The 25,944-nt window shown below is 39.5% G+C and carries 21 protein-coding genes; 20 read left to right on the top strand and 1 reads right to left on the bottom strand.

Annotation, left to right across the window (positions count from 1 at the left end; translation table 11 throughout):
- Nucleotide 1 precedes the first annotated feature (1 nt).
- Entirely contained in the window at nucleotides 2–673 is a 672-nt protein-coding gene (locus tag AC1TO8_RS01260; protein ID WP_482053807.1) for a TetR/AcrR family transcriptional regulator, read from the top strand.
- Between the two features lie 111 nt (nucleotides 674–784).
- Here the strand turns inward: AC1TO8_RS01260 and AC1TO8_RS01255 are convergent, their stop codons facing one another.
- Entirely contained in the window at nucleotides 785–955 is a 171-nt protein-coding gene (locus AC1TO8_RS01255) for a hypothetical protein (protein WP_482053806.1), read from the bottom strand.
- Nucleotides 956–1,676: 721 nt separating this feature from the next.
- On the opposite strand from AC1TO8_RS01255, the gene AC1TO8_RS01250 reads away from it, so the two are divergent.
- The 19 genes from AC1TO8_RS01250 (at nucleotide 1,677) to AC1TO8_RS01160 (ending at nucleotide 25,942) form a co-directional block, all read left to right on the top strand.
- Entirely contained in the window at nucleotides 1,677–2,036 is a 360-nt protein-coding gene (locus tag AC1TO8_RS01250; protein WP_482053805.1) for a replication termination protein, read from the top strand.
- A gap of 21 nt (nucleotides 2,037–2,057) precedes the next feature.
- Nucleotides 2,058–2,438, top strand: coding sequence for a DivIVA domain-containing protein (locus tag AC1TO8_RS01245; RefSeq protein ID WP_482053804.1), 381 nt, complete (start codon nucleotides 2,058–2,060; stop codon nucleotides 2,436–2,438).
- A 133-nt stretch (nucleotides 2,439–2,571) separates the two neighbouring features.
- On the top strand, nucleotides 2,572–3,513 hold the full coding sequence (locus AC1TO8_RS01240; RefSeq protein WP_482053803.1) for a carbohydrate ABC transporter permease: 942 nt from the start codon (nucleotides 2,572–2,574) through the stop codon (nucleotides 3,511–3,513).
- Nucleotides 3,514–3,539: 26 nt separating this feature from the next.
- On the top strand, nucleotides 3,540–4,379 hold the full coding sequence (locus AC1TO8_RS01235) for a carbohydrate ABC transporter permease (RefSeq protein ID WP_482053802.1): 840 nt from the start codon (nucleotides 3,540–3,542) through the stop codon (nucleotides 4,377–4,379).
- A 116-nt stretch (nucleotides 4,380–4,495) separates the two neighbouring features.
- Entirely contained in the window at nucleotides 4,496–5,893 is a 1,398-nt protein-coding gene (locus AC1TO8_RS01230) for an ABC transporter substrate-binding protein (RefSeq protein ID WP_482053801.1), read from the top strand.
- Between the two features lie 75 nt (nucleotides 5,894–5,968).
- Nucleotides 5,969–7,780, top strand: coding sequence for a sensor histidine kinase (locus tag AC1TO8_RS01225; protein ID WP_482053800.1), 1,812 nt, complete (start codon nucleotides 5,969–5,971; stop codon nucleotides 7,778–7,780).
- Complete coding sequence (locus AC1TO8_RS01220; RefSeq protein ID WP_482053799.1) at nucleotides 7,773–9,374, top strand: response regulator transcription factor; 1,602 nt, start codon at nucleotides 7,773–7,775, stop codon at nucleotides 9,372–9,374. The genes AC1TO8_RS01225 and AC1TO8_RS01220 overlap by 8 nt, the downstream gene beginning before the upstream one ends.
- Before the next feature lie 41 nt (nucleotides 9,375–9,415).
- Entirely contained in the window at nucleotides 9,416–10,549 is a 1,134-nt protein-coding gene (locus tag AC1TO8_RS01215; RefSeq protein ID WP_482053798.1) for a glycoside hydrolase family 88 protein, read from the top strand.
- 52 nt (nucleotides 10,550–10,601) lie between these two features.
- Nucleotides 10,602–12,458: a DUF2264 domain-containing protein gene (locus tag AC1TO8_RS01210; RefSeq protein WP_482054471.1), complete on the top strand. Its 1,857-nt coding sequence runs from the start codon at nucleotides 10,602–10,604 to the stop codon at nucleotides 12,456–12,458.
- 185 nt (nucleotides 12,459–12,643) lie between these two features.
- On the top strand, nucleotides 12,644–14,362 hold the full coding sequence (locus AC1TO8_RS01205) for a sensor histidine kinase (RefSeq protein ID WP_482053797.1): 1,719 nt from the start codon (nucleotides 12,644–12,646) through the stop codon (nucleotides 14,360–14,362).
- Nucleotides 14,362–15,966: a response regulator transcription factor gene (locus AC1TO8_RS01200; protein WP_482053796.1), complete on the top strand. Its 1,605-nt coding sequence runs from the start codon at nucleotides 14,362–14,364 to the stop codon at nucleotides 15,964–15,966. Before AC1TO8_RS01205 ends, AC1TO8_RS01200 begins: the two co-directional genes overlap by 1 nt.
- 83 nt (nucleotides 15,967–16,049) lie before the next feature.
- Nucleotides 16,050–16,964: a carbohydrate ABC transporter permease gene (locus tag AC1TO8_RS01195; protein WP_482053795.1), complete on the top strand. Its 915-nt coding sequence runs from the start codon at nucleotides 16,050–16,052 to the stop codon at nucleotides 16,962–16,964.
- 3 nt (nucleotides 16,965–16,967) lie between these two features.
- A complete protein-coding gene (locus tag AC1TO8_RS01190) occupies nucleotides 16,968–17,804 on the top strand; it encodes a carbohydrate ABC transporter permease (protein ID WP_482053794.1) in 837 nt (278 codons plus the stop codon).
- Between the two features lie 121 nt (nucleotides 17,805–17,925).
- Nucleotides 17,926–19,287: an ABC transporter substrate-binding protein gene (locus tag AC1TO8_RS01185; protein WP_482053793.1), complete on the top strand. Its 1,362-nt coding sequence runs from the start codon at nucleotides 17,926–17,928 to the stop codon at nucleotides 19,285–19,287.
- A 91-nt stretch (nucleotides 19,288–19,378) separates the two neighbouring features.
- Nucleotides 19,379–21,031, top strand: coding sequence for an MGH1-like glycoside hydrolase domain-containing protein (locus AC1TO8_RS01180; RefSeq protein ID WP_482053792.1), 1,653 nt, complete (start codon nucleotides 19,379–19,381; stop codon nucleotides 21,029–21,031).
- 15 nt (nucleotides 21,032–21,046) lie between these two features.
- A complete protein-coding gene (locus AC1TO8_RS01175) occupies nucleotides 21,047–21,934 on the top strand; it encodes a glycoside hydrolase family 43 protein (RefSeq protein WP_482053791.1) in 888 nt (295 codons plus the stop codon).
- Nucleotides 21,935–22,148: 214 nt separating this feature from the next.
- A complete protein-coding gene (locus tag AC1TO8_RS01170) occupies nucleotides 22,149–23,867 on the top strand; it encodes an alkaline phosphatase (protein WP_482053790.1) in 1,719 nt (572 codons plus the stop codon).
- A gap of 57 nt (nucleotides 23,868–23,924) precedes the next feature.
- Complete coding sequence (locus AC1TO8_RS01165; RefSeq protein WP_482053789.1) at nucleotides 23,925–24,707, top strand: ABC transporter ATP-binding protein; 783 nt, start codon at nucleotides 23,925–23,927, stop codon at nucleotides 24,705–24,707.
- On the top strand, nucleotides 24,707–25,942 hold the full coding sequence (locus AC1TO8_RS01160; protein WP_482053788.1) for an ABC transporter permease: 1,236 nt from the start codon (nucleotides 24,707–24,709) through the stop codon (nucleotides 25,940–25,942). The genes AC1TO8_RS01165 and AC1TO8_RS01160 overlap by 1 nt, the downstream gene beginning before the upstream one ends.
- Nucleotides 25,943–25,944 lie beyond the last annotated feature (2 nt).

Below are 25,944 nucleotides of genomic sequence, written 5' to 3'. Positions count from 1 at the left end.
TATGATTGACCTAGGGGGTAAAATACAAAAATATATAAAGGTGGTTATCACGATTTCAAAAATTTTGAAACTAGAATCCAAAAGAAGAGAAGTTATTTTAAATGCAGCATTAAAGGAATTTGCCACTAAAGGATTTGATGATGCCTCGACAAATGTTATTGCAAAAGAGTCTGGAATTTCAAAAGGGTTAATGTTCCACTATGTAAATAGCAAAAAGGACCTTTTTCTATTCCTTTATGATTATTGCACTGACATGATTAATAAAGAATATCTGGATCTAATGAACTTTAACGAAAAAGATATTTTTGAAAGATTGCGGCAATCATATCTTCTCCAGATTGAGTTACTGCAAAAGCATCCTTGGATTTTCGAATTCAATAAAATTACTGCCAGTACTAAATCTGATGTAATCAATAAGGAGTTAGAGGAAAGAATTAACGGAAAACAATCATCATGCCATGTGACAATGTTTGATATAGTTGATGAATCTAAATTCAGAGAAGGGCTGGACGTTGAAAGATGCAAACAGCTTATTTTTTGGGCGAATATTGGTTTTACAAATCAGATACTGGAGGATATTAGAAACTCAGAGATCAGTGAATTGGATTATGACAATATTCTTGCAGAACTTGATGGTTACCTTAATGAACTCAGGAAAACTTATTATAAATAGAAATTAATTATCGGCATATTAAATGTGAAAAGGAAAACATCAGCAGCTATTGAGGAAATTACGACAGAAAAACTCTGTCTTTTTAAAGGAACAGAGTTTTTTCCTTCCTCTTTATTCATCTTCCGATTCTTTGGCTTGCTTCACTCTTAAACGATAAGCATAATAAAAAGGGATTAAACCACAGATAAATAAAACAGCTCCTAAAAATAGAGAGTTTAACCAGCCAAAGTTCGGTGTAATGGAAACAAGGTAGCCAAAAGCCACTACAGCAATTATTAACACAATCAAGTTTGCCTAATCGATTGTTTATCAATTAATTTTTTTATTCGACTTATTCATTGCTAATCTTAACAAAGATTTAGCTTAAATTACTTAATAAACAATGATTTGATGCCTTATCCCATAAGAGCTGTTTCACCACATCCGATAAGTAGCAAGGGAATTATACGAAATACCGAAATTATAGATATGAACTTGTTCATGACTGCCTCTTCCAAATCTCTTGAACTAATAAGCTACATTTACATCGTCAATATCATATTGTCTAGGGGCCGTGATTACATTAAATTCATTACTGTATTTCATTACGGATGCTGAAGTGGTGTTTGGATTCTGCAATTGGAGCATTTGATTCATGTGTAAAATTTGAGTTGTTCATTAAATACGCTTATGCAGTAATTATTTCATCATATGAAAAATTCATAACAGTGATTTCAAAAAAATATTAGTTCATACCTACGTCATCATACTATGAAGCTTTTTATCACATTCACATCATTGGTTCAAATGGATCCCCATGAATAATTCATGCTGTGCAATTTGAGAAATAGTGGTTTATAATGAAGTTATGGATATTGCAACAGCGATCGTAAGGACAATCCGTCACCGAAGCGGTTACCCTACACGAAAGTTTTAAGATCTTGGTTTTAAGGACTTGGATTTTAAGGTTTTCCTTTTTAAGGACTTGTTTTGAAAATCTATCATAATTAAGGAGGCTCCACCCATGGCATTCATGATCGCACAGCGAGCATTTATAAAAGTCTATCTGATTACGATGGTCGAGCAGCAACGGGGTTATGGCTATCAAATGTTAGAGGAACTCCGGAAGGATTTCAGCGATTACGGTTATTCACCTCCACAGAGTGAAATATATCGTGCGCTTCATGAATTAGTACAAGAAGGGGTATTATATCGGCAGAAGCAATTGAAGGGAAATGATCCCAAAGTTGATTTTCAGGAGATTGTCTTATATCATTTTACAGATGAGGGTAGAGAGAAAGCTGATCTATATAAGAAACAGATCAAGACGGATCTTGATCGTTGTCTTGGGATACTAAATAAAGCTGTAAAAGATAATTATTAACTTTTGTAGGAGGTATTGGAATTGGACGAGCATATGCAGCGTAGACTAGACAAACAAAAAAAACTGTTTAACCAATTGGGAATTCATTTGGATGCTCTATCGATCCACGAAAAAGCGTTCAGTAATAAGCTTAGAGGATACGATCCGGATGAAGTAGATACATTTCTGGACCTGGTGATTAAAGATTATGAACGCTTCTATGCTACGATTGCCGATCTCATGGATAAATGGCAGGAACAGCAGATCGTTATGCGTGATTTAAAAGCGGGAGTTGTACATGATACGATGACGACGCCTAAAATTGATCCGACTCAAATAGAGGATATCGTATTACAAATGGAACTTAATCTGAAGCAGTTAAGATCCAAATTACGACCAGAGCAAGAATTCTTTATTGAATAAGGAATCTACTTAAATTACAGAATGTAAAAATTAACGTTAATATGATCAAAATACCGTCATTCATTTGACGGTATTTTTTTTATAATGAAGATAGATTACAGGATGCTAATTTAAAACAAGCGAGGTGTTTGACATGGCGCAGCATATTAAAGTGATAACCAAGAGGCCACCTGTTGAGAGAAAACGTAAAGTTTATTCGCTGCAACGCGGAGAGACACTGGCGGGATTCCTATTTGTAAGTCCTATGTTAATCGGCGTGTCCGTACTGGTGCTCTTGCCGATTATGGCTACGATGATTCTAGGGTTCGCTGATTGGAACTTCGTACAGGGGTGGAGTGGAATCAAATGGGTTGGGTTCGGGAACTTTAGTAAATTGCTTGATGATCCACTGTTTATTAAATCCGTTCGTAACACGTTGCTATTTCTGCTGACCGTGCCTACGTATATGATTATTTCTATGGTGCTTGCGATATTAATTGATAAGCAAGTATATTTTAAGTCATATTTTAAAGTAGCTTACTTTATGCCTTATATCTCCATGGTTGTAGCAGTAGGGGTTGTGTGGCAAGTGTTATTCCAGCCATCCTATGGTCCTATTAATGAGATGCTCAAGTCCATTGGGATTGCTAATCCGCCGAAATGGATTGCTGATCCAAACTTTGCGTTGATCTCCATCATGATGATCTCCGTGTGGATATCGATTGGATTCAATTTGATCATCTACATCGCGGGTCTGCAGTCTATTCCGAAGGATTTATATGAAGCTGCTGATATGGATGGGGCGAACGGCTGGACGAAGTTTACACGTATTACATTTCCGTTGTTATCACCAACGTCATTCTTTCTTATGGTGACAGGGATTATTTCAACGTTTAAAGTATTCGATCTGATCGCTATTATGACACAGGGTGGACCGATCGGTTCGACGACGATGATGGTGTGGTACTTGTACGATACCGCCTTTGTGAATTTGAAGATTGGATATGCGTCGTCTATTGCGACCGTTCTATTCGGATTCGTGATGTTAATTACGTTATTCCAATGGATTGCTCAGAAGAAATGGGTCAACTACTAACAGACTAAGAGGAAGGAGCGAAGAGTATGAATGTTCATTCTGGGATTGATTGGCGCAAAGCAGTCATGACAGCTATCATGTTTGTTATCAGTATATTATTCCTGTTACCTTTCATTTGGATGTTAATGACTTCATTCAAAATGGAGACGGATGTGTTCACTTACCCTATCCAGTGGATTCCACAGACTTGGAACGTGATCGAGAACTATAAAGAAGTATGGTTTGGTGATTATCCATTCTACCTATATTATTGGAACTCTATTAAAACAAGTATTCTTACGACGATAACCTCTTGTCTTGTGTCTGCTCTCGCGGCATACGGTTTCTCGAAAATTCATTTTGCCGCAAGTAATGGGTTGTTTATCATTGTTCTTGTTACCTACATGATTCCAAGCCAAGCGATTCTAGTGCCGCAGTTCATTCTGTATCGTAATATTGGATTGTTTGATAGCCATTTCGGTTTGATCATTATTGGAAGCTTTAGTGTGCTAGGGACATTTATGCTCAGACAGTTCTTCATGGGCATTCATCAAGAATTTATAGAATCTGCCAAAATAGATGGTGCAGCGCATTTTCGAATTTTTTATTCCATTGGATTACCACTTGTAAAGCCTGCAGTGGCGACGTATGCCATTCTAAGATTTATCTGGACATGGAATGATTATCAGAATCCGCTTATATTTCTTAGAACCGACAATCTGTACACACTACCGTTAGCATTGCAGAAATTCACTTCGATGAGTGGAGAATTTTATTCATTGATTATGGCTGGCGCAGTATCCTCGATTCTTCCGCTCGTTATCATATTTATTATCGGACAGAAAAGTGTTATTGAGGGAATTGCTCTCGGTGGAGTAAAGGGGTAGAGACCCATGAATGGTAAAAATAATTCGAGATAAGTAAATATAGTTTTATCAGTGAAATGAAAGCGCTATATATAATGTAAAGTGTAGACATTAAACATACCAGGGAGGGTTATAGAATGAAGAAAAGAAAAGCGTTGACAGGTGCAATCGCTGGTGTTCTAATGATTAGTTTGTTATCAGGCTGTGGTGGGTCGAATAATAGTAATACAGAAGCTAAAGATACTGCCACCAATACGCCTAAAGCTCCAAGCGAAAGTGTGGAAAAAGTAAATCTTCGTCTGTACACCTATGGAACAGAGGAAGCCTACAATTGGAAGCACACATTGAAAGCTTATGAAGATGCAACGCCAGGCGTTACGGTTGAACTCATACAACTTAGTGACAAAGGGGATACACAAGAAGCATTTAAGAAACTTGATCTTGAGGCAGCATCTGGGGCAGCTATAGATGTGCTCATGTTCAGTGATCCAGCGGGTTATGCACAGCGTGTAGCTCTAGGTATGGCTGAACCTTTGGATGATTTCATCGCTAAGGATGGTTATAAGGAAGCGGAAGATTATAAAGTAGACACTAGCCTAGATGGAAAAGTGTATGCACTCCCTGGTAAATTCAATCCATGGTATGTATTGCTCAATAAGAATCATCTCGACGAAGCAGGGCTTGCCGTTCCAACGGATTGGACATGGGATGAGTATGCAGATTATGCCAAAGTATTAACCAAGGGAGAAGGAGCTGCGAAGCGGTACGGTACTTACTTCCATGGTCCGCAAGCAGGTGGCTGGATGGAGTTCTTGAAATTGAAAATGGAGAATCAACCTCAGGATGCAGATTTCCTCAAGGCTGATGGTTCGTCCAATCTAGACAACGCTACATTTAGAGAAACACTTGAACTAAGAGTTAGAATGGAGAAGGAAGATCAGTCCTCAGTTCCTTATTCGGATATGATCTCACAGAAGTTAGCTTATCGAACACAATTCTTCAATGAATCTGCGAGTATGCTAACGATTGGAAGCTGGATGAATACCGAAATTGGGGGTACGGAAAAGGTTCCACTTAACTTTAATATAGCCGTTGCTCCTTTCCCTAAGAATAAAGCGGCGGATGCAACAGGATTAACGCCAGTTACAACGGATTATGTCGCAGTTGGTGCGAAATCCAAACATAAAGAAGAAGCTTATAACTTCGTTCGTTGGTATACGACAGAAGGACAGATTGTACAAGGTAAGAATATTCCGGCATGGAGCCAAGTGAAGACGGAGCAAGTGGAAGGTATCATCGATACCATTCTGGCGGGTACCAAGAATCCAGAGAAGGTGGATAAGAAATCATTAGTAGATACACTGGTTGTCTCGAAAGCATCGGCAATCGTTCCACCATCCTCGTATCAAAACGAAGTATATAAAGCAGTTAACGATGAATATGAGAAACTCATCCTAGGAAATCAAGATATTGATGCCACTGTGAAAGCTTCTCAAGAACGTGTGCAGCAAATTATTGACGCTAACAAAAAATAATTTGATATAATGGACCCATCAATGGGGGCGGAGTTCCCGCCTCCATTTTTTTCATGTAGAGGGGACGGAGTAACGATGTTTCATTGGATTAGAAGATGGACTCCTAAATCTATTCGTCATAAGCTAATTATAGCTTCTATTACTTGTATTGTTGTTCCCGCTGTGTTCACACTATTGATCTACAATTCCTTAACACAAGAAGCTGTGAAACAGCAGGCTTTGGCTAATGCGGAAGATTCCCTGCAACTTGTAAATAAATCGGTAAGTAATCTGCTTGATAATATGTTAAAGACAGTGAACTATATCCAAGTGAATTCTGGAATGACATCTTATTTTAAGCAAGTAGTATCAGGCCATATGGATGGAAATCCTTACACTAAATTCATGGAAGCGAATCGCATCTTGGAACAGTTGGACAGCTTGACCGTTGGCGGTGTGAAAAGCTATGTAACGGTATTACTAACGAATGGTTCTTATTACATGAATTATTCTGTAAGCGATTACAACCCGATGGATATCGTAAACGAACCATGGTTCAGTAATCTACAGGAGCTGACAGGACTACAATCGTATTGGATTGGTGCCGAACCGACCTCTTTTCAATATGACAAGTTCGATCATCCGTATCAGGTTTCGGTAGCTCGGACACTGAGGCTTGCTAATTCTGAGATTTATGGGTATGTCGTGGTTACGATAATGGAGGATCAGATTAGTTCAATTATGGGCAGTCGTTCAGCGGGAAGTGAGATTCAACTGGTAGACGATACAGGGGTTATCGTTTCGAATCCGAATCCGAAGGGGATTGGAACAAAATTCACTTATTTGGACCAATCTAATCTTAAAAATTCCTCATCGATGATTAAGGTCAACAACAATAACTATCTATTATCACAACAACAGATCTCATATGCAGGTTGGTCGCTTGTTCTATTGCAACCGTATAATGAAGCTACTGTAAATATTAGTTCGATTTTTAACCGAGTATTTATTTTTCAGATATCATCTTTCATCATTTTTCTAGTATTGCTAATTGCACTTGTTAGGGCATTTACGAAGCCATTGGTTACATTAGGAAAAGTTACATCGGCTGTGCAGAGGGGCAATCTGCAGTTACGCTCAGGTGTTCGCGGGAATGATGAGATTGGTCATCTTGGAATTATGTTCGATCAGATGCTGAATGTAGTCCAAGAAATGATTACAGAAGTTTCAGTTACGCATGCGCGTAAAAGAAAAGCGGAGCTAAAGATGCTTCAGGCTCAAATTAATCCTCACTTTCTGTTCAATGTACTTAATTCTATTCGGATGAAGGTCATGAAACGGGGGGACCCGGAGAGTGCACAGATGATAAGCTCATTATCTATACTCCTTAGAATGACTATTAGCCGTGAGGAAGATGAAATTCATCTGCATGAAGAGGTTGATCTGGTCACCCATTATATGACTCTAATGAATATGAGACAGAAAGAAGAAGTGAAGATTGAACTAAATATTGCACCTGAGGCCTTTTTGATCAAAGTACCCCGTCTCTTCCTTCAACCCATTGTCGAGAATGCTATGATTCATGGGCTTAACCAGCAAGCGGGAAGTATCCGTATTTCTGCAACGATGGATCAACAGAATCTGATTCTAACCGTTGAGGATGACGGAATGGGAATGGACTCAATCGCATTAGCTCGTCTTGTCGATAAATTAGTAGTTGTTGAATCAGAGGTTATTGCCAAGGGAGAGGCAGTGAGTTCATTCTCTGGCATGGGTCTCCAAAATGTTGTTGAACGTATGAGAATTCTATTCGGGCAAGAGTTCGAAATAACAATCCAAAGCAAAGAGGCTGTAGGAACGGTTATTGAGATGGTGATTCCGCAAAGAGGAGGGGAACGGGATGTATAAAATCATGTTAGTAGATGATGATTATCCCGTCATCGAGCTACTATCCGATGCAATCAAGTGGGATGAACTGGAACTTCATCTGATCGGAACTCATGAGAATGGTGTAAGCGCATGGGAGCAGGCGCAGGAAGAAATGCCAGATATTCTAATTACAGATATCGGTATGCCAAAGATGAATGGGTTAGAACTGATTACCCGAATCAGAGAAGTGAAACCGGACATAAGGATTATTATACTTTCATGTCATAATGAATTTCAATTTGCTCAGCAAGCGATGAGGTTGAATGTACAGGACTATCTCTTAAAGGATAGCTTGAATCCGGAGGATTTGGTCCAGTTACTTAGTCGATTCAAAATTGGATTAGATGAGGTAGCGCAAGCAGGTTGGGAGCAATCTCGAATGAAATATTTATATAGTGAGACAAAGGAACTCCGCAAGGAACAATATATTAAAAATTTCATTCATCAGCCACTACTTTCACCGCAAGAATGGAGGAAGGAAGCAGCAGAATATGGGTTGTTCATAGATGGTGAGTTCTGTTTGCCAGTCATTACTTACTTGGAAGACTATCGGAGGATTAAATATCGCTTCTTATCAGAACAAACATTGAATTTTGCGGTCATTAATGTTATCAATGAAGTTTTGAACAGTTTACAGACGAAGGTACGGCATGTTAAGTACGACGTCAAAACGTCATTCTTATTATTCACTTATAAACCTAGCTTAAAGACGAATATATATGACGAAGTCCTTGCAAGTCTGAAAGCGATTCAAGCTACTCTAATCAAAGTGCTTAAAATCCAGTTTTCATTCATTACCGGGCACGGCTGTGCTACTCCAGAATGCTTGAAAGTTAGTTTGAATGGGATGTTGGAATGCGAGAAACAACGATTCTATTTAGAACCTGGAGAAATTACGAAGATACAAGATATTACTGTATCTGGACAACAGCACAATATCTTTGACTATTATGATCTGGCTAGTTCAGAACTGCGTGGGGTGTTTTTAGGCAAGAACCTGGATAAAGCCCGTGAAGTGACTGAGAATTGGGTCAGCCTTATTCAGAAAGAGAAGTATGCTCCAGAGAATGTTAAGGATTGGATGTTAAAATTGCTACTGGATCTTAAGTTAAAGCTCCATTCATTGCAATCGATTAAGCCTTCTTATTCTGCAGATACACTTCATAGGGAAATCGTTGATATGGATACATTATCTGAATTGCGTCTATGGTTAAATGAACATCTGGAGTCCGTAGCAACAGTTAATGGACCAGGTACAAGTAAGCGAGCTGAAGTAATGGAGGCTTGTAGATATGTCTCTCTTCGGTTGAATGCGAGAATTAGCTTGGATGAAGTAGCAGACCATCTGCACTTGAATGCAAGTTACTTCAGCAGACTGTTTAAGAAGGAATCTGGATTCACTTTCATCGAATATGTAACTAGGTTAAAGATGGAACGTGCTAAGGAGCTGTTGGATCAGACGAATCACACGGTTGGAGGAATATGTGAGCTCTTGGGCTACGACAACCAAAGTTATTTCATTAAGACATTTAAAATACATGTAGGTGTTACACCGGTTGAGTATCGGGGATAAGACTTAAAAAAATGATAGATTGGTTGGTGGAGGGAATGGAAATGGATATGATGAATCAGCAATGGGTAGAAGAAGCGTGGCATAAAGCATTGAAGAAGACTCAGCATAACAGTGTGAGAATAGGCTCAGGGTTTCCCCACGCGAGTCAAGGAGGAATATATGATTCGGCTGAGCCATATTGGTGGACAGCAGGGTTCTGGCCAGGGATGTTATGGCTTCTATACAAAGAAAGTGGAGACGAATCATTGAGGTTAATCGCGGAGGCATGTGAGGAACGTCTTGATTCTGTGTTGAATGATTATGTTCGTCTGGATCACGATCTTGGATTTATGTGGACATTAACGAGTGTTGCTTCCTATAAATTATCAGGTAATGAAGTATCAAAGATTAGAGCACTTAAAGCGGCTAATTTCCTTGCTGCAAGATTTAATATAAAAGGTAACTTCATTCGCGCCTGGAATCCATGGTATGAAGGTGAAGATAATGCAGGATATGCCATCATTGATTGCGTGATGAATATGCCTTTACTATTCTGGGCTTCAGAAGTCAGTGGGGACCCGCGTTATCGTCATATCGCAGAAGCGCATATGGATATGGTCATGGAACATTTCATCCGTCCAGATGGCTCCGTATATCATATTGTGCGATTCGATCCACACACAGGGGAGGTCATCGAGGGAATTGGTGGTCAAGGGTATGCAGCTGAATCCGCTTGGTCTCGGGGATCAGCATGGGCAATATACGGATTAACATTAGCTTATCATCATACGGGGAAGACAGATTATCTTGATGCCGCTAAGCGTGTGTCCCATTTCTTCTTGACTCGTCTACCAGAGGATGATGTGCCGCATTGGGATTTCCGCGCACCTATGGAAGAGCGTCAATATCGGGATTCATCTGCTGGAGCGTGCGCAGCAAGTGGATTGCTGTTGCTTGCTGAGAAAGTGGATGAAGTTGAGGCAGCGATCTACCGAGATTCAGCGATTCGTATACTTAAATCGTTGTACGAGAACTATGGCACATGGGATGATTCGAGTGAGGAAGGCTTGATTCTCCACGCAACGAGCAATTATCCTCAAGGGACGAATATTGATGTTCCGCTAATTTACGGAGATTACTTCTATGTCGAAGGACTCGCACGATTGAAAGAGAAAGGGCCATTCTACTGGGAATAAAACGATTTAGGATCGGTTAAATAGATAAGCTGATGGTAAAGGAGCTTGGATGATGTACAAACAATGGGACATGTTTAATGCGAATCCACTACAAAGTAAACAAGATTTACAAGAGGCCTTGCGGCAAATATTAGATCCTATTAAGCCATTTTATAGCGAAGGGAGCTCTAGGTTGAAACTTGGAGTTACTGGAGCTGGTAATCATTCCTTGATAACTGATATGGAGGGTTTCTCCCGAGTATTATGGGGGATGGTTCCGTTACTAGCAGGTGGAGGGGATCATGAACTCTGGGATACATGTCTTGAAGGGATACGTAACGGCACCAATGCTGAGCATGAAGAATACTGGGGGGCAGTTGGCGATTATGATCAACGGCTGGTTGAGATGGCTGTATTCGGCTATGCCTTAGTTCTGATTCCAAATAAAATATGGGATCCCTTAGATGAGCTAGAGAAATCAAATCTATATCATTGGCTGAATCAGATCAATAGTCATCCCTGCCATGATTGTAACTGGTTGTTCTTTCATGTCTTGGTGAATCTGGGATTTCGTAAAGTAGGCCTTCCATATGATCATGAACAGATGAATAGAAATCTGAATCGTATCGATGAGTTCTATTTGACCCAAGGATGGTATAGCGACGGGGTCGGAGGTCATAGCGACTATTACGTTCCCATTGCTTTTCACTATTATGGATTGTTGTATTCGAAGCTAATGTCGGATGAAGATCCTGAGAGATCTGCTAGATTTAAGCTAAGAGCAGTAGAATTCTCCAAAGACTTCATACATTGGTTCGCCCCGGACGGTTCAGCTATTCCCTATGGAAGAAGCTTGACCTACAGATTTGCTCAATCGGCATTCTGGAGTGCGATGGTAGACGCAGAGGTAGACGCTATTCCCCTAGGTGTATTAAAAGGACTGATTCTAAGAAACTTACGCTGGTGGTTTAAGCAACCCATATTCAGTCATTCTGGACTACTCACGATCGGCTACGTGTATCCCAATCTAATCATGGCTGAGAATTACAATGCACCAGGTTCACCGTACTGGGCACTTAAGGCGTTCCTGCCATTAGCGCTGTCTGACGATCATCCATTCTGGGTTAGTGAAGAACTACCATTACCACAGTTGAGTACATTGTCCATACAGTCACCGGCTCATCTTGTTATTTGTCGGCAAGAGGAGACAGATCATGTGACAGCTTTTAATAGTGGTCATCTTAGCACGAATGAACATACACATACCTCGGCTAAGTATGAGAAGTTCACCTACTCTAATGTATTCGGATTCAGCGTCCCTAGAGCAGAATGGGGACTGGGTCAAGGTGCATTCGATTCGATGCTGGCTCTCAGCGAAGGAGATAACTTATATAGAGTCAGAAGGATGAATGAGGAATCTCGGATCGATGACAATGTACTATATTCGAGGTGGAAACCATGGAAAGACGTAGAGATCCAGACATGGATTGTAGCGGGGCTCCCATGGCATATTCGAATCCACCAGGTATGCACACAGAGAAATCTGAATGTAGCTGAAGGTGGATTTGCTTTAGGGAATGAGCTTGATCTTCAGGTAAATGACGACGACGATAGAGTCGGTATTACTGCATCATGTTATCTAGGAAGCAGCGGTATTGTAGGTTTACGTGGTTATGATGTCGCTGAACTCATCTATCCGCAAGCGAATACGAATATACTACAACCACGTACTGTTATTCCTACGTTGAAGACGAGCCTAGCTCCGGGTACACATTGGCTGATTTCCGCTGTGTTTGGCGAACCGGGAGGAAGAGGAACGGGAGATCATAGTTTAGATAACCCCAGTGAAATATTGAATGTGCGAATTGAAATGAATGAGATACTTCTAACGACGCTTAGTGGAAAGGTGATAGCTCTGTCATTAGGGTAACACCATGATCTCCTGCAAATTTACCAATAATAATATGATATCGTTTTATGAAAGCGCTATTACCGATCTAGTTAAAGGCGTAATCCCAATATAAGGAAGGGGAATGGATTATTGTATATTCATTAAGGAATAAGCTAATTACTTCTTTCGTAATATTAATATTTGTATCATTCTCTGCCATTGCATTGTTCTTATTTAATGAATCACGCACCATTATTCGTTCCTATATTGAATCTTCTGCTTTAGAAAAAATGGTGGAGTACGGTGCGTATATTGAAATGGTGCAAATGCAAGTTTATGATTTGGCCTCACTTGTATTTAATAGTGATGTCGTTGATGACTGGGATAAAGTATTATCTGATTCTTCTTCAACAGAAGGCGACAAGATGCTTTCCAATTTGGAATTAGGTGATTACTTAACCAAAACGACGAATAGCTACTCTAGTGTGTCGAGTGTAACCGTATATCGAGATCATAATTTATGGATAAACGGCGCAAATTTAATAGGAAAGAACGATTTTTTTATTAGGGAGACATGGTATAAAGAATTTAAAGATCAAAGTTTTTATTGGTCAAGTGCGCATGTAGATGCAGTTGAAGTAATGAAAAATAATAATCATGCAGTAATTGGTATGGCCATGCCGATCGATACGTTCCAACCAGAACTTTCCAAAAGCTTACTAAAAGTGAATGTTAATGAAAGTTATTTTTTAGAGCCTTTAAATCGTATTCATCTAGGTCAAAATGGAACGATTTTTTTATTGGATCGGTATGGGCAACCATTGTTAACACAGTCAGAATTTCCAGATGATAAACAATTAGCTAATCATGTACAGAACATCATTGCTAACGGTCAGACTCAAGGAACGATTTATTCAGATGGTAAAGGTAGCGCAAAAGAGATATTAGTATATAAAAAATTACCGAAGACGAAGTGGGTATTAATAGGAATCGTATCAGAAAACGATTTATATGCAGAGCTTTTTAGTCTTCGTAAAAATATTATTATTATTGCATCATTCCTGCTTGTACTATCAGTCCTTGTCGCTATTGTACTATCTCATAGTATATCAAAACCGTTAACTTCTCTTGTGGTCGCTATGCGACACGTACAGCGGGGAGAATTTAACCGAGCTGAACTCCGTATTCAATCAGAGTCAGTCGTTCGAACAGAAATGGGGTTTGTATCAGAAATTTTCCGTAAGATGGTAGAACAATTAAGACAACATATTAAAAACGAATTTGAATTAAAGTTACTGCGACAGCAGGCTGAATATAAAGCGTTATTAATGCAGATTAATCCACATTTTCTGTTCAATACGTTGGAGTTAATTAGTAGTCTTGCTCTACAGAATAGGGGAAGGGACACCGAAAGGATTATACATTCATTAGGTCAAATGATGCGTTATTCATTGAAGATTAGTAATGATCTCGTATTATTGACTGATGAGCTGAAATATGTTGATCACTATTTCGCTATTATTAATCTTCGTTATAAGGATCGTGCTGAAATTGAAGTGAGCAAACAAGGGGAACTGGAAGGGGTAATGATGACGAAGTTTATTATCCAGCCGCTATTAGAGAATGCAGTCAAATATAGTTTCCAGACCCAGGAGATTGCAAGAGTCAATCTCCACATTACTAGAGCAGAAGAGAGATTAGTCATCGTTATTGCCGATAATGGTCCTGGTATTGCACAAGAGCAACTAGATAAGGTTACAGCATTTGTTGATATTGCCGAATCAAATCAATTACTGATGGGTGGAATGAATCAGATAGGACTAGGTAATGTACTTGTTCGTTGTAAACTTTATTATGGAGAGCTATTCCAGTATGAGATAGATAACAGTGAACTCGGTGGTGTAGAAATAAAGTTGATTCTACCGGTTAAGGAGAGAGAATAATGTTTAAAGTGCTCATTGTAGATGATGAACAAGAGATCATAAATGGATTGAAATTAAAGGTGGCATGGGATTCAATAGGGCTAGAGATTGTAGGAGAGGCAGGTAATGGAGCGGCGGCATTGGAATTTTTGGAGAATCATGCTGTTGATCTTGTACTTACAGATATGAATATGCCTGTAATGAATGGATCTGCTTTTCTTGATTATTGTAAGGAGAAATATCCAGGTATTAAGGTGATCGTATTGACTGGATACGATGATTTCGAATATGCAAGAGCTGCTGTTCGTGGAAATGCGCGTGATTATTTATTGAAGCCTATCATGTCCGAGGAATTAACGGAAGTTCTACAACGAGTGAAGCTTGAGCTAGATAATGAACGTGAACAATTTAAGAAAACGACAGCTACTGAATGGAAGCTATCTATGTTTTTTTTGGAGATGTGTGAAAATTTTGTACTGCGTATAGCTAAAGGGGAAACGAATTTCAATATTCACAATCGAGCAGAGCTCTTTCGTATGAACAACTGGGAACATCAGTCTGTTATTTTTCTTACGCTTGGTTTGAAGCAGCAATCTATTAACGATGAAGTTGGTATTGACCGAGTGCCGCAGCAATATCAGTTTCCATTTGAATTGATTTGCAGAGAAATCATTGCATTAACAACGGAATCAAGTATTCTATTTAAAGATAATAATTACCCCAATTTACTCCACATCATTTCATTAGATAATGAAATGAATAAGGCTACATTAACGGATAAGTTGAGAGAAATAGTAAGTTCTAAACTGCTATTTGAGCTTGTTATTGGAAGCAGTTTACCAGTTTGTGGTTACAGCAAGTGGAATGAAGGTTATATGGGCGCGCTTCTATCCTGGAATATGGAAGTAAGTCATGTGCAGAATAGTGAAATTAAGCTAGAAGAAGGACAATTGAACTTGCAGGGCAGTGATATACAAGCATTGAAACGAATGCATCTTCGGGGTGAAATGTCCTCCTTTAAGGATGTTATTGAGATCCAATTACAAGAAGCATATAGGCAATCAAAAAGTAGCTTTGTGAAGTCAATTTTTCAGTTGTTTCTTGTGATTGAAAGTATCGCTCATGAAACGAATACATCACTAAGGAGCGCCCAACAAATATGGCTTAGACCTGAATTCGCGTTAAGTCTGGACACCATTGAAAAGGCGAATGTATTCCTGATGGAAATCGCTAATCACATTCATCAACATGTAGTGAATGCTGAAGTGACAGATGAGCAATCTGTTATTAAAAAAGCTCAGAGCTTTATAGATGACAATTATATGTATGAAATTACTTTACCGATGTTGGCCGAAAAGTATAATTACAATCCCTCGTATTTCTCGGAGTTATTTAAAAGTAAGGTTGGGAAAACATATGTCCAATATATTGCTGATGTTAGAATGAAACATGCTTGCAAGCTACTGGAGGAATCAAATTTGGGACTATGGGATATCGCTGAATTAACGGGCTTTTCTAACCCCAGCTATTTCAGTTCGAAGTTTAAAAAAGTTTTTGGAACCTCACCTACCGACTATCGTCAAAGATTACCTAGAAAAAGTGATAGTACTTCCCCGAAGAAATAGAATTCAAGTTAATAACAATTCTCTCTATTATTAAGTCATGAGTTATGCTTTTGACTATATTAGATTAGGGAGGATTGTTATTCATGCGCTTATCACATGGAAATATGGCACGAGAGCAGAATAGAACAGCATATTTGTTCTTGTTACCATGGTTCATTGGTTTTTTCTGTTTAACGGTGGGTCCAATGATTGCATCGTTATTGTTCTCATTAACGAAATATAATCTTTTTAATTCCCCAAAATGGATCGGTCTTGACAACTATGTTCAAATCTTTACCAATGATCCAATCTTCACGAGCTCAATGTGGTTAACCTTCAAGTATGTGTTTCTATCTGTCCCATTTAAGCTGATTTTTGCTCTGTTAGTAGCGATGGCCTTGAACAAAGGAATGCGAGGTCTAGGCATCTATCGAACAGTCTATTATCTTCCTTCGTTACTTGGCGGTAGTATTGCCATTGCTATCGTCTGGCGTCAAATCTTTGATGGTCAAGGGATTGTTAATGATTTTCTATCGTTATTCGGTATTACCGGTCCTTCTTGGATCGCTCACCCCGATTATATTATATACACGATAATTACTTTATCAGTATGGCAGTTTGGTTCAGCAATGGTTATCTTTTTGGCTGGATTAAAGCAGGTACCTGCTGAAATTTATGAAGCTTCCTCTATTGATGGAGCGAGTAAGGTTCGCCAGTTTTTCACAATGACACTTCCATTATTGTCACCTGTTATTTTCTTTAATCTTATTATGGGCTTAATTAATTCCTTCCAAGCATTTACCCCAGCCTTTGTTATTGGTGATGGGCGTGGTGGTCCGCTTAATGCTACGATGTTCTACACGCTTTACCTTTATTTGAAAGGATTCTCTTTCTTTGATATGGGTTATGCATCTGCTTTAGCGTGGGTCATGGTTATTATGATCGGTACTTTGACAGCGGTCGTCTTTGCCACATCGAAATATTGGGTGTTCTACGGCGATGATAAAGGAGGCAAATAATCAATGTCTAAGACAACTACAACCCGTTGGATTCGCCATATGTTTGTTATCGGATTAGGCGTTCTGATGCTGTATCCTGTCTTTTGGTTAATTAGTAGTTCCTTTAAACCGAATCAATTCATTTTTTCTCAACCAGGATTGTGGCCAAGTGAGTTTACATTGGATAATTACATTAACGGCTGGAAAGGATTTCAAGGAATATCTTTCAGTAGATTCTTTCTAAACTCCGCGTTTATTTCTATTATGAGTGTACTGGGTAACATGATTACATGTTCATTAGCAGCCTTTGCATTTGCTCGATTAAAATTTAAATTTAGTAAACTTTGGTTTGCTATGATGCTTGTGACGATTATGTTGCCTTACCATGTGACATTAATTCCACAATATATCGTTTTTAGTGAATTGAATTGGATTAATACTTATTTGCCTCTTGTTGTTCCGAAGTGGTTAGCAACAGATTCATTCTTTATTTTATTGATGGTACAGTTCATCCGTGGTATTCCTAGTGAATTGGATGAGAGTGCAACCATTGATGGATGTAGTCAAAAACAAATTTATGTTAAAATCATGCTTCCCTTACTTGTACCTGCGCTTATCACAACTGCTATTTTCACATTCATCTGGACATGGGATGACTTCTTTAGTCAAATGATTTACATTAGCAAAATTGATTTGTTCACTGTTCAGTTAGCGATCCGTTCATTATTTGACCCATCTGGATCTTCAGATTGGGGAGCATTGCTAGCTATGTCAGCCTTGTCATTAGTGCCAATTACAGCAATCTTCCTTATATTCCAGAAGTACTTCCTTGAGGGAATTGCGACAACAGGATTTAAGTGAGGAATGAGTGGTCCTGAAAAAAACATGTATGAAGACCCGAAATAATGAAATTAAGTTTTTGGAAATAAACGCTATCATTACCTACGTAAGCACTTTCATATTGTGATAAGGGGAGATCGAAATGAAAAAAGGATGGTTAATCGTATTGATGTCAGCATTCATGATTTTTACTGCAGCATGTTCTAGTACTAGTAATACCAGTAGTGGAAATACGAATACGAATACGAATACGAATACGAAAGAAAATGCCTCCACAGAGCAAGATACTCCAGCTGTAAAACAAGTGGAACTGCGGCTTATGTGGTGGGGAGATCAGGAACGTGCCGATATAACAAATCAAGTTGTCGAACTATTTGAAGCTAAATACCCAAACATTGATATTGTCGGCGAATTTGCTCCATCTTCTGGCTACTGGGATAAAATCAATACTCAACTCGCATCAGGAACGGCGCCAGATATCTTCTTCCTAGGTGGGAATGTAGTAGACTATGCGATTAAAGATGTGTTGCTTCCTTTAGATGCCTATGTTGGCAACCAACTGGATTTATCAGATATGGATGACGCAATGATTGAATATGGTACGATTAAAGACGAATTGCTGCATGTGTCTGCTGGAGCGAACGCTCGAGGTATTGTTATTAATGAAACGATGTTCGAAAAAGCGGGTATGGCTATTCCCCAGGATGGTTGGAATTGGGATGACTACGCACGAATCAGTAAAGAAATAAGCGACAAGCTAGGTCCCAATGCATATGGTACTTATGATTTTACATTTGAAGGATTAGATATATTTTTCAAACAAAGTGGAAAGCAAATCTATGATATGGAAAAAGAATCACTTGGATTTGATGAAGCTACCGCATTGAAATGGTTCCAATACTGGGCGGATACTGCAGCAAATGGTGGTGTAGTAACACCTGAACTAGCTATTTCTAACCCTGGAGATGATATTAGTAAATCACTAATGGTTACTAGCCAAGTAGCAATGAATTTACTTGCTTCTAATCAGTTAACTGCACTACAAAGTCTAACGACTGACAAATTATCGATGGTACAATTACCGCGCGGTGACAAAGGAACGGGTGTTATATTTGAATCAAGTCAAGGATTATCTGGTTTTGCTAAAACGGAACATCCAGAGGAAGTGGCATTGTTTATTAATTTCTTTATAAATGATAGTGAAGCAGCGCAAATTCTTCGTAATAATCGTGGTGTACCCGTTACAAGCAAAAATCGTGATGTATTAGAAGCAGCTGCTGATGATGTAGATAGAATCGTATACGACTATACTAGCCGTGTATCAGAAGCAACGAAAACAGAGCCTTTTGGAGTCAGCTATAACCCTCCAGGATCTGCTGAATTCACCAAGCTAGGAAAAACAACCATTCAAGAAATTGGTTTTGGCCGCAAGACAGTTGAACAAGCGGTTAAAGATTTCTATGAAGGAACAATTACAATTTTCTCTAGTAATGTGAGTGAATAATTAGGTCGTTCATATCCTAGATAAAGCAGGCTACCGAATGGCAGCCTGCTTTATTACCCATTAAGAGTCGAGATAAAGGAGAATAGGTCATATGGGAAAGAGTGCCTTATTAGAAAGGTTGCGGTCATTATCTGTAGAAGATCGAATGGGGGAACTTGGAAAAGAAACGGATCATGATGTGATGAAGAAATGGGAAGCATTCAATGTTTCTTTCGTTGCAGAAAGTAATAAACTTGAACACGTCTATTATCAAGCAATTCGTAAGCTATTAGATTGTATCGTACCCACACTGGCTAAAGAACCCATGTTGCATGAGGGTGGAATTTATTTCGGCTGTTGGCTGGAAAGTACAGGTACAATTAATGCGGAGCTATTATCACGCTTTCTGCCTTCTGTGTCTGAGGAAACTTATTTATCCTTTGCCAAATATCAACGAGAAGATGGAATGCTCCCTTATAAAATTACAAAGGACGGGCCCTCGTATCGTCAAATTCAGCTGGTGACTCCACTTGCTCGCAGTGTGTGGAATCACTATAAGCTGCATGGTAAGAACAGACTATTTCTACGTACGATGTACGATGCAATGGTTAAATACGATGACTGGTTAGTGCAATATAGAAATACGAGAGAAACAGGTTGTGTAGAAGCATTTAGCGCTTTTGATACAGGTCATGATTTGTCTCCACGCTTCTGGCATGTTGCTGATACTCCACATCTAAATGATTCAACGCAATGTAATCCCAATTCGCCAATCCTTCCGTTCCTAGCACCCGATTTAACGGCAAATGTATATTGTCAGCGACTTTACTTAGCGACAATGGCTGAGGAGTTAGGGGAAGATGGAAGCCACTGGGACGAGAAAGCGCAGCAAAGCTTAAAGAGCCTATTCCAGTATTGCTTTGATGAGGAAGATTATTTCTTCTATGATCGTGATCGGAATGATCAATATGTACGCATACAATCTGATGTGCTCTTGCGAGTGATGGCTTGTGAAGTTGGGAATTCAGAATTTTTCGAGAACATGTTAAGTAAATATTTATTAAATACTAGAAAATTCTTTGCTAAATACCCATATCCGTCTATTGCATTGGATGATCCGAGATACGATCCACATAATAGCTATAATAGCTGGGCAGGACCAAGTAACTTCTTGAGTATTATCCGTACTGCTCATGCCTTTGAGCATCATCATCGCTATGTTGAATTAACATGGGTGATGTTCCCTATTATGGCTGCGATGGCGAGAATGACGAGATTCTCTCAAGCAATAAGTCCATGGACGGGCGAGGAGGGCTTCACAGAGGTTTATTCTCCAGCCATTCTTGCTGTATTAGATTATATTGAGCGACTATCAGGTATTCTACCAACAAGAGATGAGACGGTATGGTTCACAGGTGTACTTCCATATGATGTGGATCATGGAGAGCAGATTACAGGTGATCTTGCTTATCGTAGGAAGGTAAATGACCATACCTTTGAATTTATTAATACAAGTGTTGAATGTCAAATTTATCGTAATGGAGAGCTAAAGCTAGTATTTCCGTCAGGAATTCGAGTGGTTACTGATCGTAATGGTCAATTGCAGAGCATTATTGGGATGACTCTTCAATCGGTTAGTGGTGAGTTGAAATTTGAAGGACTTGAGCTTTCTTTTACAGTGAAGGGTAATGAGCAGCTTGACTATAGGGATGGTCAGCTTGTGACTGTTCGAGATATTGGTGTCGTTCATCCAACCTATGAGTAAGGAGGAGAGTTACTTATGAATCTACTAACTATAAAGGATATTCAAATTCGTGATCCATTTATCGTTCCAAGGGAGGAAGAAGGCAAATACTATATGTATGGAAGTACAGACGCTAATATTTGGGGAAAAGGGACTGGTTTTGATGCTTACGTAAGTACAGATTTAAGTAACTGGGAGGGGCCATTTCCTGTATTTCGTCCTGATGAAAACTTCTTCGCAGACAAAAATTTTTGGGCTCCAGAAGTCTATGCTTACAAGGATAAATACTATATGTTTGCAACATTTCGTAGAAGAGATAATGACTTGCTAGGTACAGCTATATTAGTAAGTGATCAGTTGCTGGGCCCATTTACTCTACATAGTGATGGACCTGTCACACCGAAGGAATGGAGTTCATTAGATGGTTCTTTACATGTAGACGAGCAGGGAATTCCTTGGATGGTTTTCTGTCATGAATGGCAGCAAGTGGGTGATGGAGAAGTATGTATCGTTCGGCTAAGTGATGATTTACATTCTACTATAGGTGAACCCATTCTTTTGTTTACAGCTTCCGATGCAGCGTGGACGACACCCTTTATTTCACCACGTTATCCGGACACTATCAACTATGTTACCGATGGTCCATATGTATTCCGTACGAACAAGGGACAACTCCGTATGCTATGGGCGAGTTTTATCGATAACACGTATGCGCTTGGTCTTGCAGAATCGGTTACGGGTGAAATAAAGGGACCGTGGATACAAGCGAATGAAGCCGTATATCAAAATGATGGTGGTCATGGAATGGTGTTTCGTACTTTTGAGGGAAAGCTTCTATTAGCATTGCATACACCGAATAATACACCTGATGAGCGTCCTTTTTTTTTAGAAATGATGGGACTTGAGGGTTCTCCAATAAGATGAAACATAAGCGAATCTCCAAAGCGCTAATAAATGTTTTCAATTGAAACTGACCATATAAGGTTGGTTGTTTTTTTATATTTAATCAAAATCCTCATTTCATTTAACATTTCGAACACATTTTACTATTAAGATGGTCTTAAATGACAGATTATCAAATCAAGAACGATATGTTTTGATAATCTATCAGAAACATAGTTTGAGAGGGGATTAATGAATGAATAAAATATTCAAACGTTTAGCTTTGGGTGGATTGGCACTATCGATCGTCGCTACAGGTACCATAGTAATGGAGAATCAGAAATCTTCAGTTAGTGCAGCAAAGAAAGCTACATCTAAAAATCTGATCGTATTGATTGGAGATGGTATGGGACCTGCACAAGTGGCTGCAACACGATATTATCAACAACATGAGGCTAGTAAACAGAGTTTGAATATAGATCCATACTATGTAGGTCAAGCAACTACATTTGCGGATAGAGGAGATGATGGCGGAGTTATCGTTTCTGGGATTGTAACAGACTCGGCTTCTGCTGGAACTGCATTCGCAACGGGAAACAAAACATACAATGCGGCCATAAGTGTATCTAACGAAGACGTAGCCAAACCATTCGCATCTGTACTTGAAGCTGCTGAATTAAGTGGAAAGTCTACTGGACTAGTAACAACTGCTCGCATTACCCATGCTACTCCAGCTGTATATGCTACACATGTTCGCAGTCGGGATAATGAATCCGCTATTGCTTCACAATATGTAACAAGTGGAATAGACGTATTGCTAGGTGGAGGCCAATCTTTCTTTGTAACCAAAGATGAAAAGGGCAAACGTACAGATAAGAATATCATTCCTGATTTTGAAGCTAATGGCTACACGGTAGTTCAAAAGGCGACAGATTTGAAAGCATTAACTGCGAAGAACTCGAAAGTACTCGGATTATTCGGAAGTTCACATGTTAATTATGTCCCAGACCGCACGCAAGATACTCCTAGCCTAGCAGCGATGACATCTAAAGCAATTGAAATTTTGTCAACGAATGAGGAGGGGTTCGCCATCATGATTGAGGGTGGACGAATCGATCATGCAGGTCATGCAAATGATTTGCCGTCGATGATTCAGGAAACTCTTGATTTCGATGCAGCTTTCAAAGTGGCTATTGATTTCGCTAAGAAAGATGGTAATACATCGGTAGTTGTAACAGCCGATCATGAAACAGGTGGCTTGTCATTGTCTCGTGATAACATATATGAAGTGAATATCGACTTGTGGGATAAACAGAAGCATTCTTCAGAAAGCATTGCTAGTAAATTAGAAGCTGCCCAATCTATCGCAGAGATTAAAGCTATTGTATCCGGGAATACTTGGATAACTGATCTTTCAGATGAAGAAGCGCAAATCATTATGGATGGAGACGGATCTTCTTACAAGCGTGAGGGCGGGTACAATGCAGTCATCTCCAAACGCTTACTAGTTGGTTGGTCAGGACACGGACACTCCGCAGTAGATGTTGGAGTCTGGGCATACGGTCCGATTGCAGACCAAGTGAAAGGTCAAATTGACAATACACAGATTGCATTAGCAAGTGCCGATGTCATTGGTGTTGATTTGAAAAAGGCAACAGCTGAGCTGCAATCGAAATATTTGTATCCTAAGTTTAAAGTGAGTCGTGAGAAAGAAGTACTCTATCCAGCGAAGGCATTAGTTGAGGCACTTGGAGGCACATACACATCTGATAAGGACATGGTTACAATCGTCTATCAAAAGAACACAATGAATATCAATTTGAAAACCAATGCCATACAATTCAATGGGAAAAATGGAGCCTTTACGGTAGATGTCGATAATAATACTCTTTATCTTCCTCTTACAGCCTTTAATCAACTTTCCGGGAAAACCATGAAGTGGGACACATTATCCGAACGACTTTTATTGAAATAAATAAAGTGAGTTAAAGAGAAGGAACAGGGGAATTCATTCTCCTGTTTCTATTATTTTGTGGCGAGGGGTGGCGAGAAGTTGCTTACAATGAATGGTATTAAGAAACAATTCACAGTGGCTGGCAAGGATATCCCTATACTGAACATCCCTCAATGGCATGTCGCGAAGGGGGATAAAGTCGCATTGATCGGTCCCAGTGGTTCAGGTAAAAGCTCATTGTTGCACTTAATCAGTGGGATTCTGAGCGTGGATGAAGGAGAAATATACGTAGATGGTCAACCTTTACATTTGTTAAAGGAGGCTGCGAGAGATGAGTTTAGAGGTAAAAGAATAGGCTATATTCTACAGGATTTCCACCTGATTCCCTCCTTGACCGCGAGGCAAAATGTGGAGATCATTATGTCCGTTAAGAAATCCAAAAAGGAAATCAATGCATCGATTAGTGATTGGTTTGAAAAGGTAGGATTACAAGATCGGATGAACCATCTTCCATCTCAACTGTCTAGAGGTCAACAGCAACGGGTGGCGGTCGTTAGAGCATTAATCAATGAACCATTGCTTGTATTAGCTGACGAGCCTACGGGTAGCTTAGACTGGGAAACAGCCGATGAGATCACAGATTTAATGATGGAACTGTGTGCCGGTGACAAGCATACTTTAATCGTTGTAACACATGACTTAAATATGGCTAATCGCTTTCATCGAGTTCAGCATATTCATGAATTGAATCTTGTTCAATCCCGTGCGCATAACCATTCGAATTCCTTATTATATGATAGATGGTCAAGCCCAGAAGGAGTGGTTTCGACAATTCATCCTATTAAGGAGGAGATGGGGTAATGAGTCTATTTCGTCTATTGATTCGAAATATATTTCACCGCAAATTTCTTTCCTTGCTCACGATGAGTTCTATTGCAGTTACTGTCGCATTCATTGTGCTCCTCAGTCTTTCACAAGAAAGTGTAGAGCAAGGTGCGAAGAAGGGGTATGGACCATTTGATGTCGTTATCGGTGCAGATGGTAGCCAACAGCAATTGGTATTAAGTACGTTCTACCACGTGGGAATACCTACAGGTAATATTCCTGAATCTGTTCTTCAGATCGTAAAGGATGATTCGCAAGTAGAAAAGGCTTATCCTATGACGACAGGTGATCATTACAATGGGTATCCAATCGTCGGAATCGATGCTGAATATTTCCTTACAAGGTATGGAGATCAGAAACTCCAAAATGGAGGCTTATATAAGCAGACAGGTGAAGTTGTTATTGGATCCTATGTGGCAAGGACTCTTGGACTCCAATTAGGAGATACATTCGCTGGAGCCCATGGTCTGATTGATCAGGAAATTCATCATGTGAATGATGAAGATGAAGGCGAGCACGGTGGAACAGTGCATGAAGAAGAGCTTGATAGTCACGCTAATCTTAGATACACCGTGGTTGGCATTCTTCCTTCATTAAATACGCCAGATGATCGAGCGGTATTCACAACCGTTGATTATGCTTGGGCCGTTCATGAAACGGTGGATGATTCCAAAGAAATAACGGCTATTCTCGTAAAACCTAAATCGCTTCTCGGCGCACAGTCTCTTAAAAAAGAGCTAGATAATATCGACAAAGTTCAAGCCGTATACACGAGTAAAGCTGTAGCAGATGTTGTGAATTTAGTGGATAGTGGGGCACAGATTCTAAATATAGTGACAGGTCTTTGCATTGTGCTAGCTGCTATATCTGTTTTACTATCGCTAGTTGCCGCTGTGAATGAACGGACGAAGGATGTTGGCTTGTTAAGGCTATTAGGGAAATCTAAGAGTTATGTCTGGATGACTCTGATTGGTGAAGGATTACTCTTAACGACAACGGGGCTTATTATAGGACTGATCCTTGGACATGTGGGTGGATTTCTGCTGAAGGATACACTTTTTGCTTATGGAGGAATTCAAATCAATCCGCTATTGTGGACAGCAAGCCATATATACATTGTGTTAGGAACCATGATTATGGGGTTAATGGCTTCTATTGGACCTGCATATAAGACATATCGAATGAATCCACTCACATTATTTAAAGCATAGGG

The organism is Paenibacillus sp. Y859, assembly GCF_056786405.1.
This window is presented reverse-complemented; position numbering and strand designations above follow the sequence as displayed.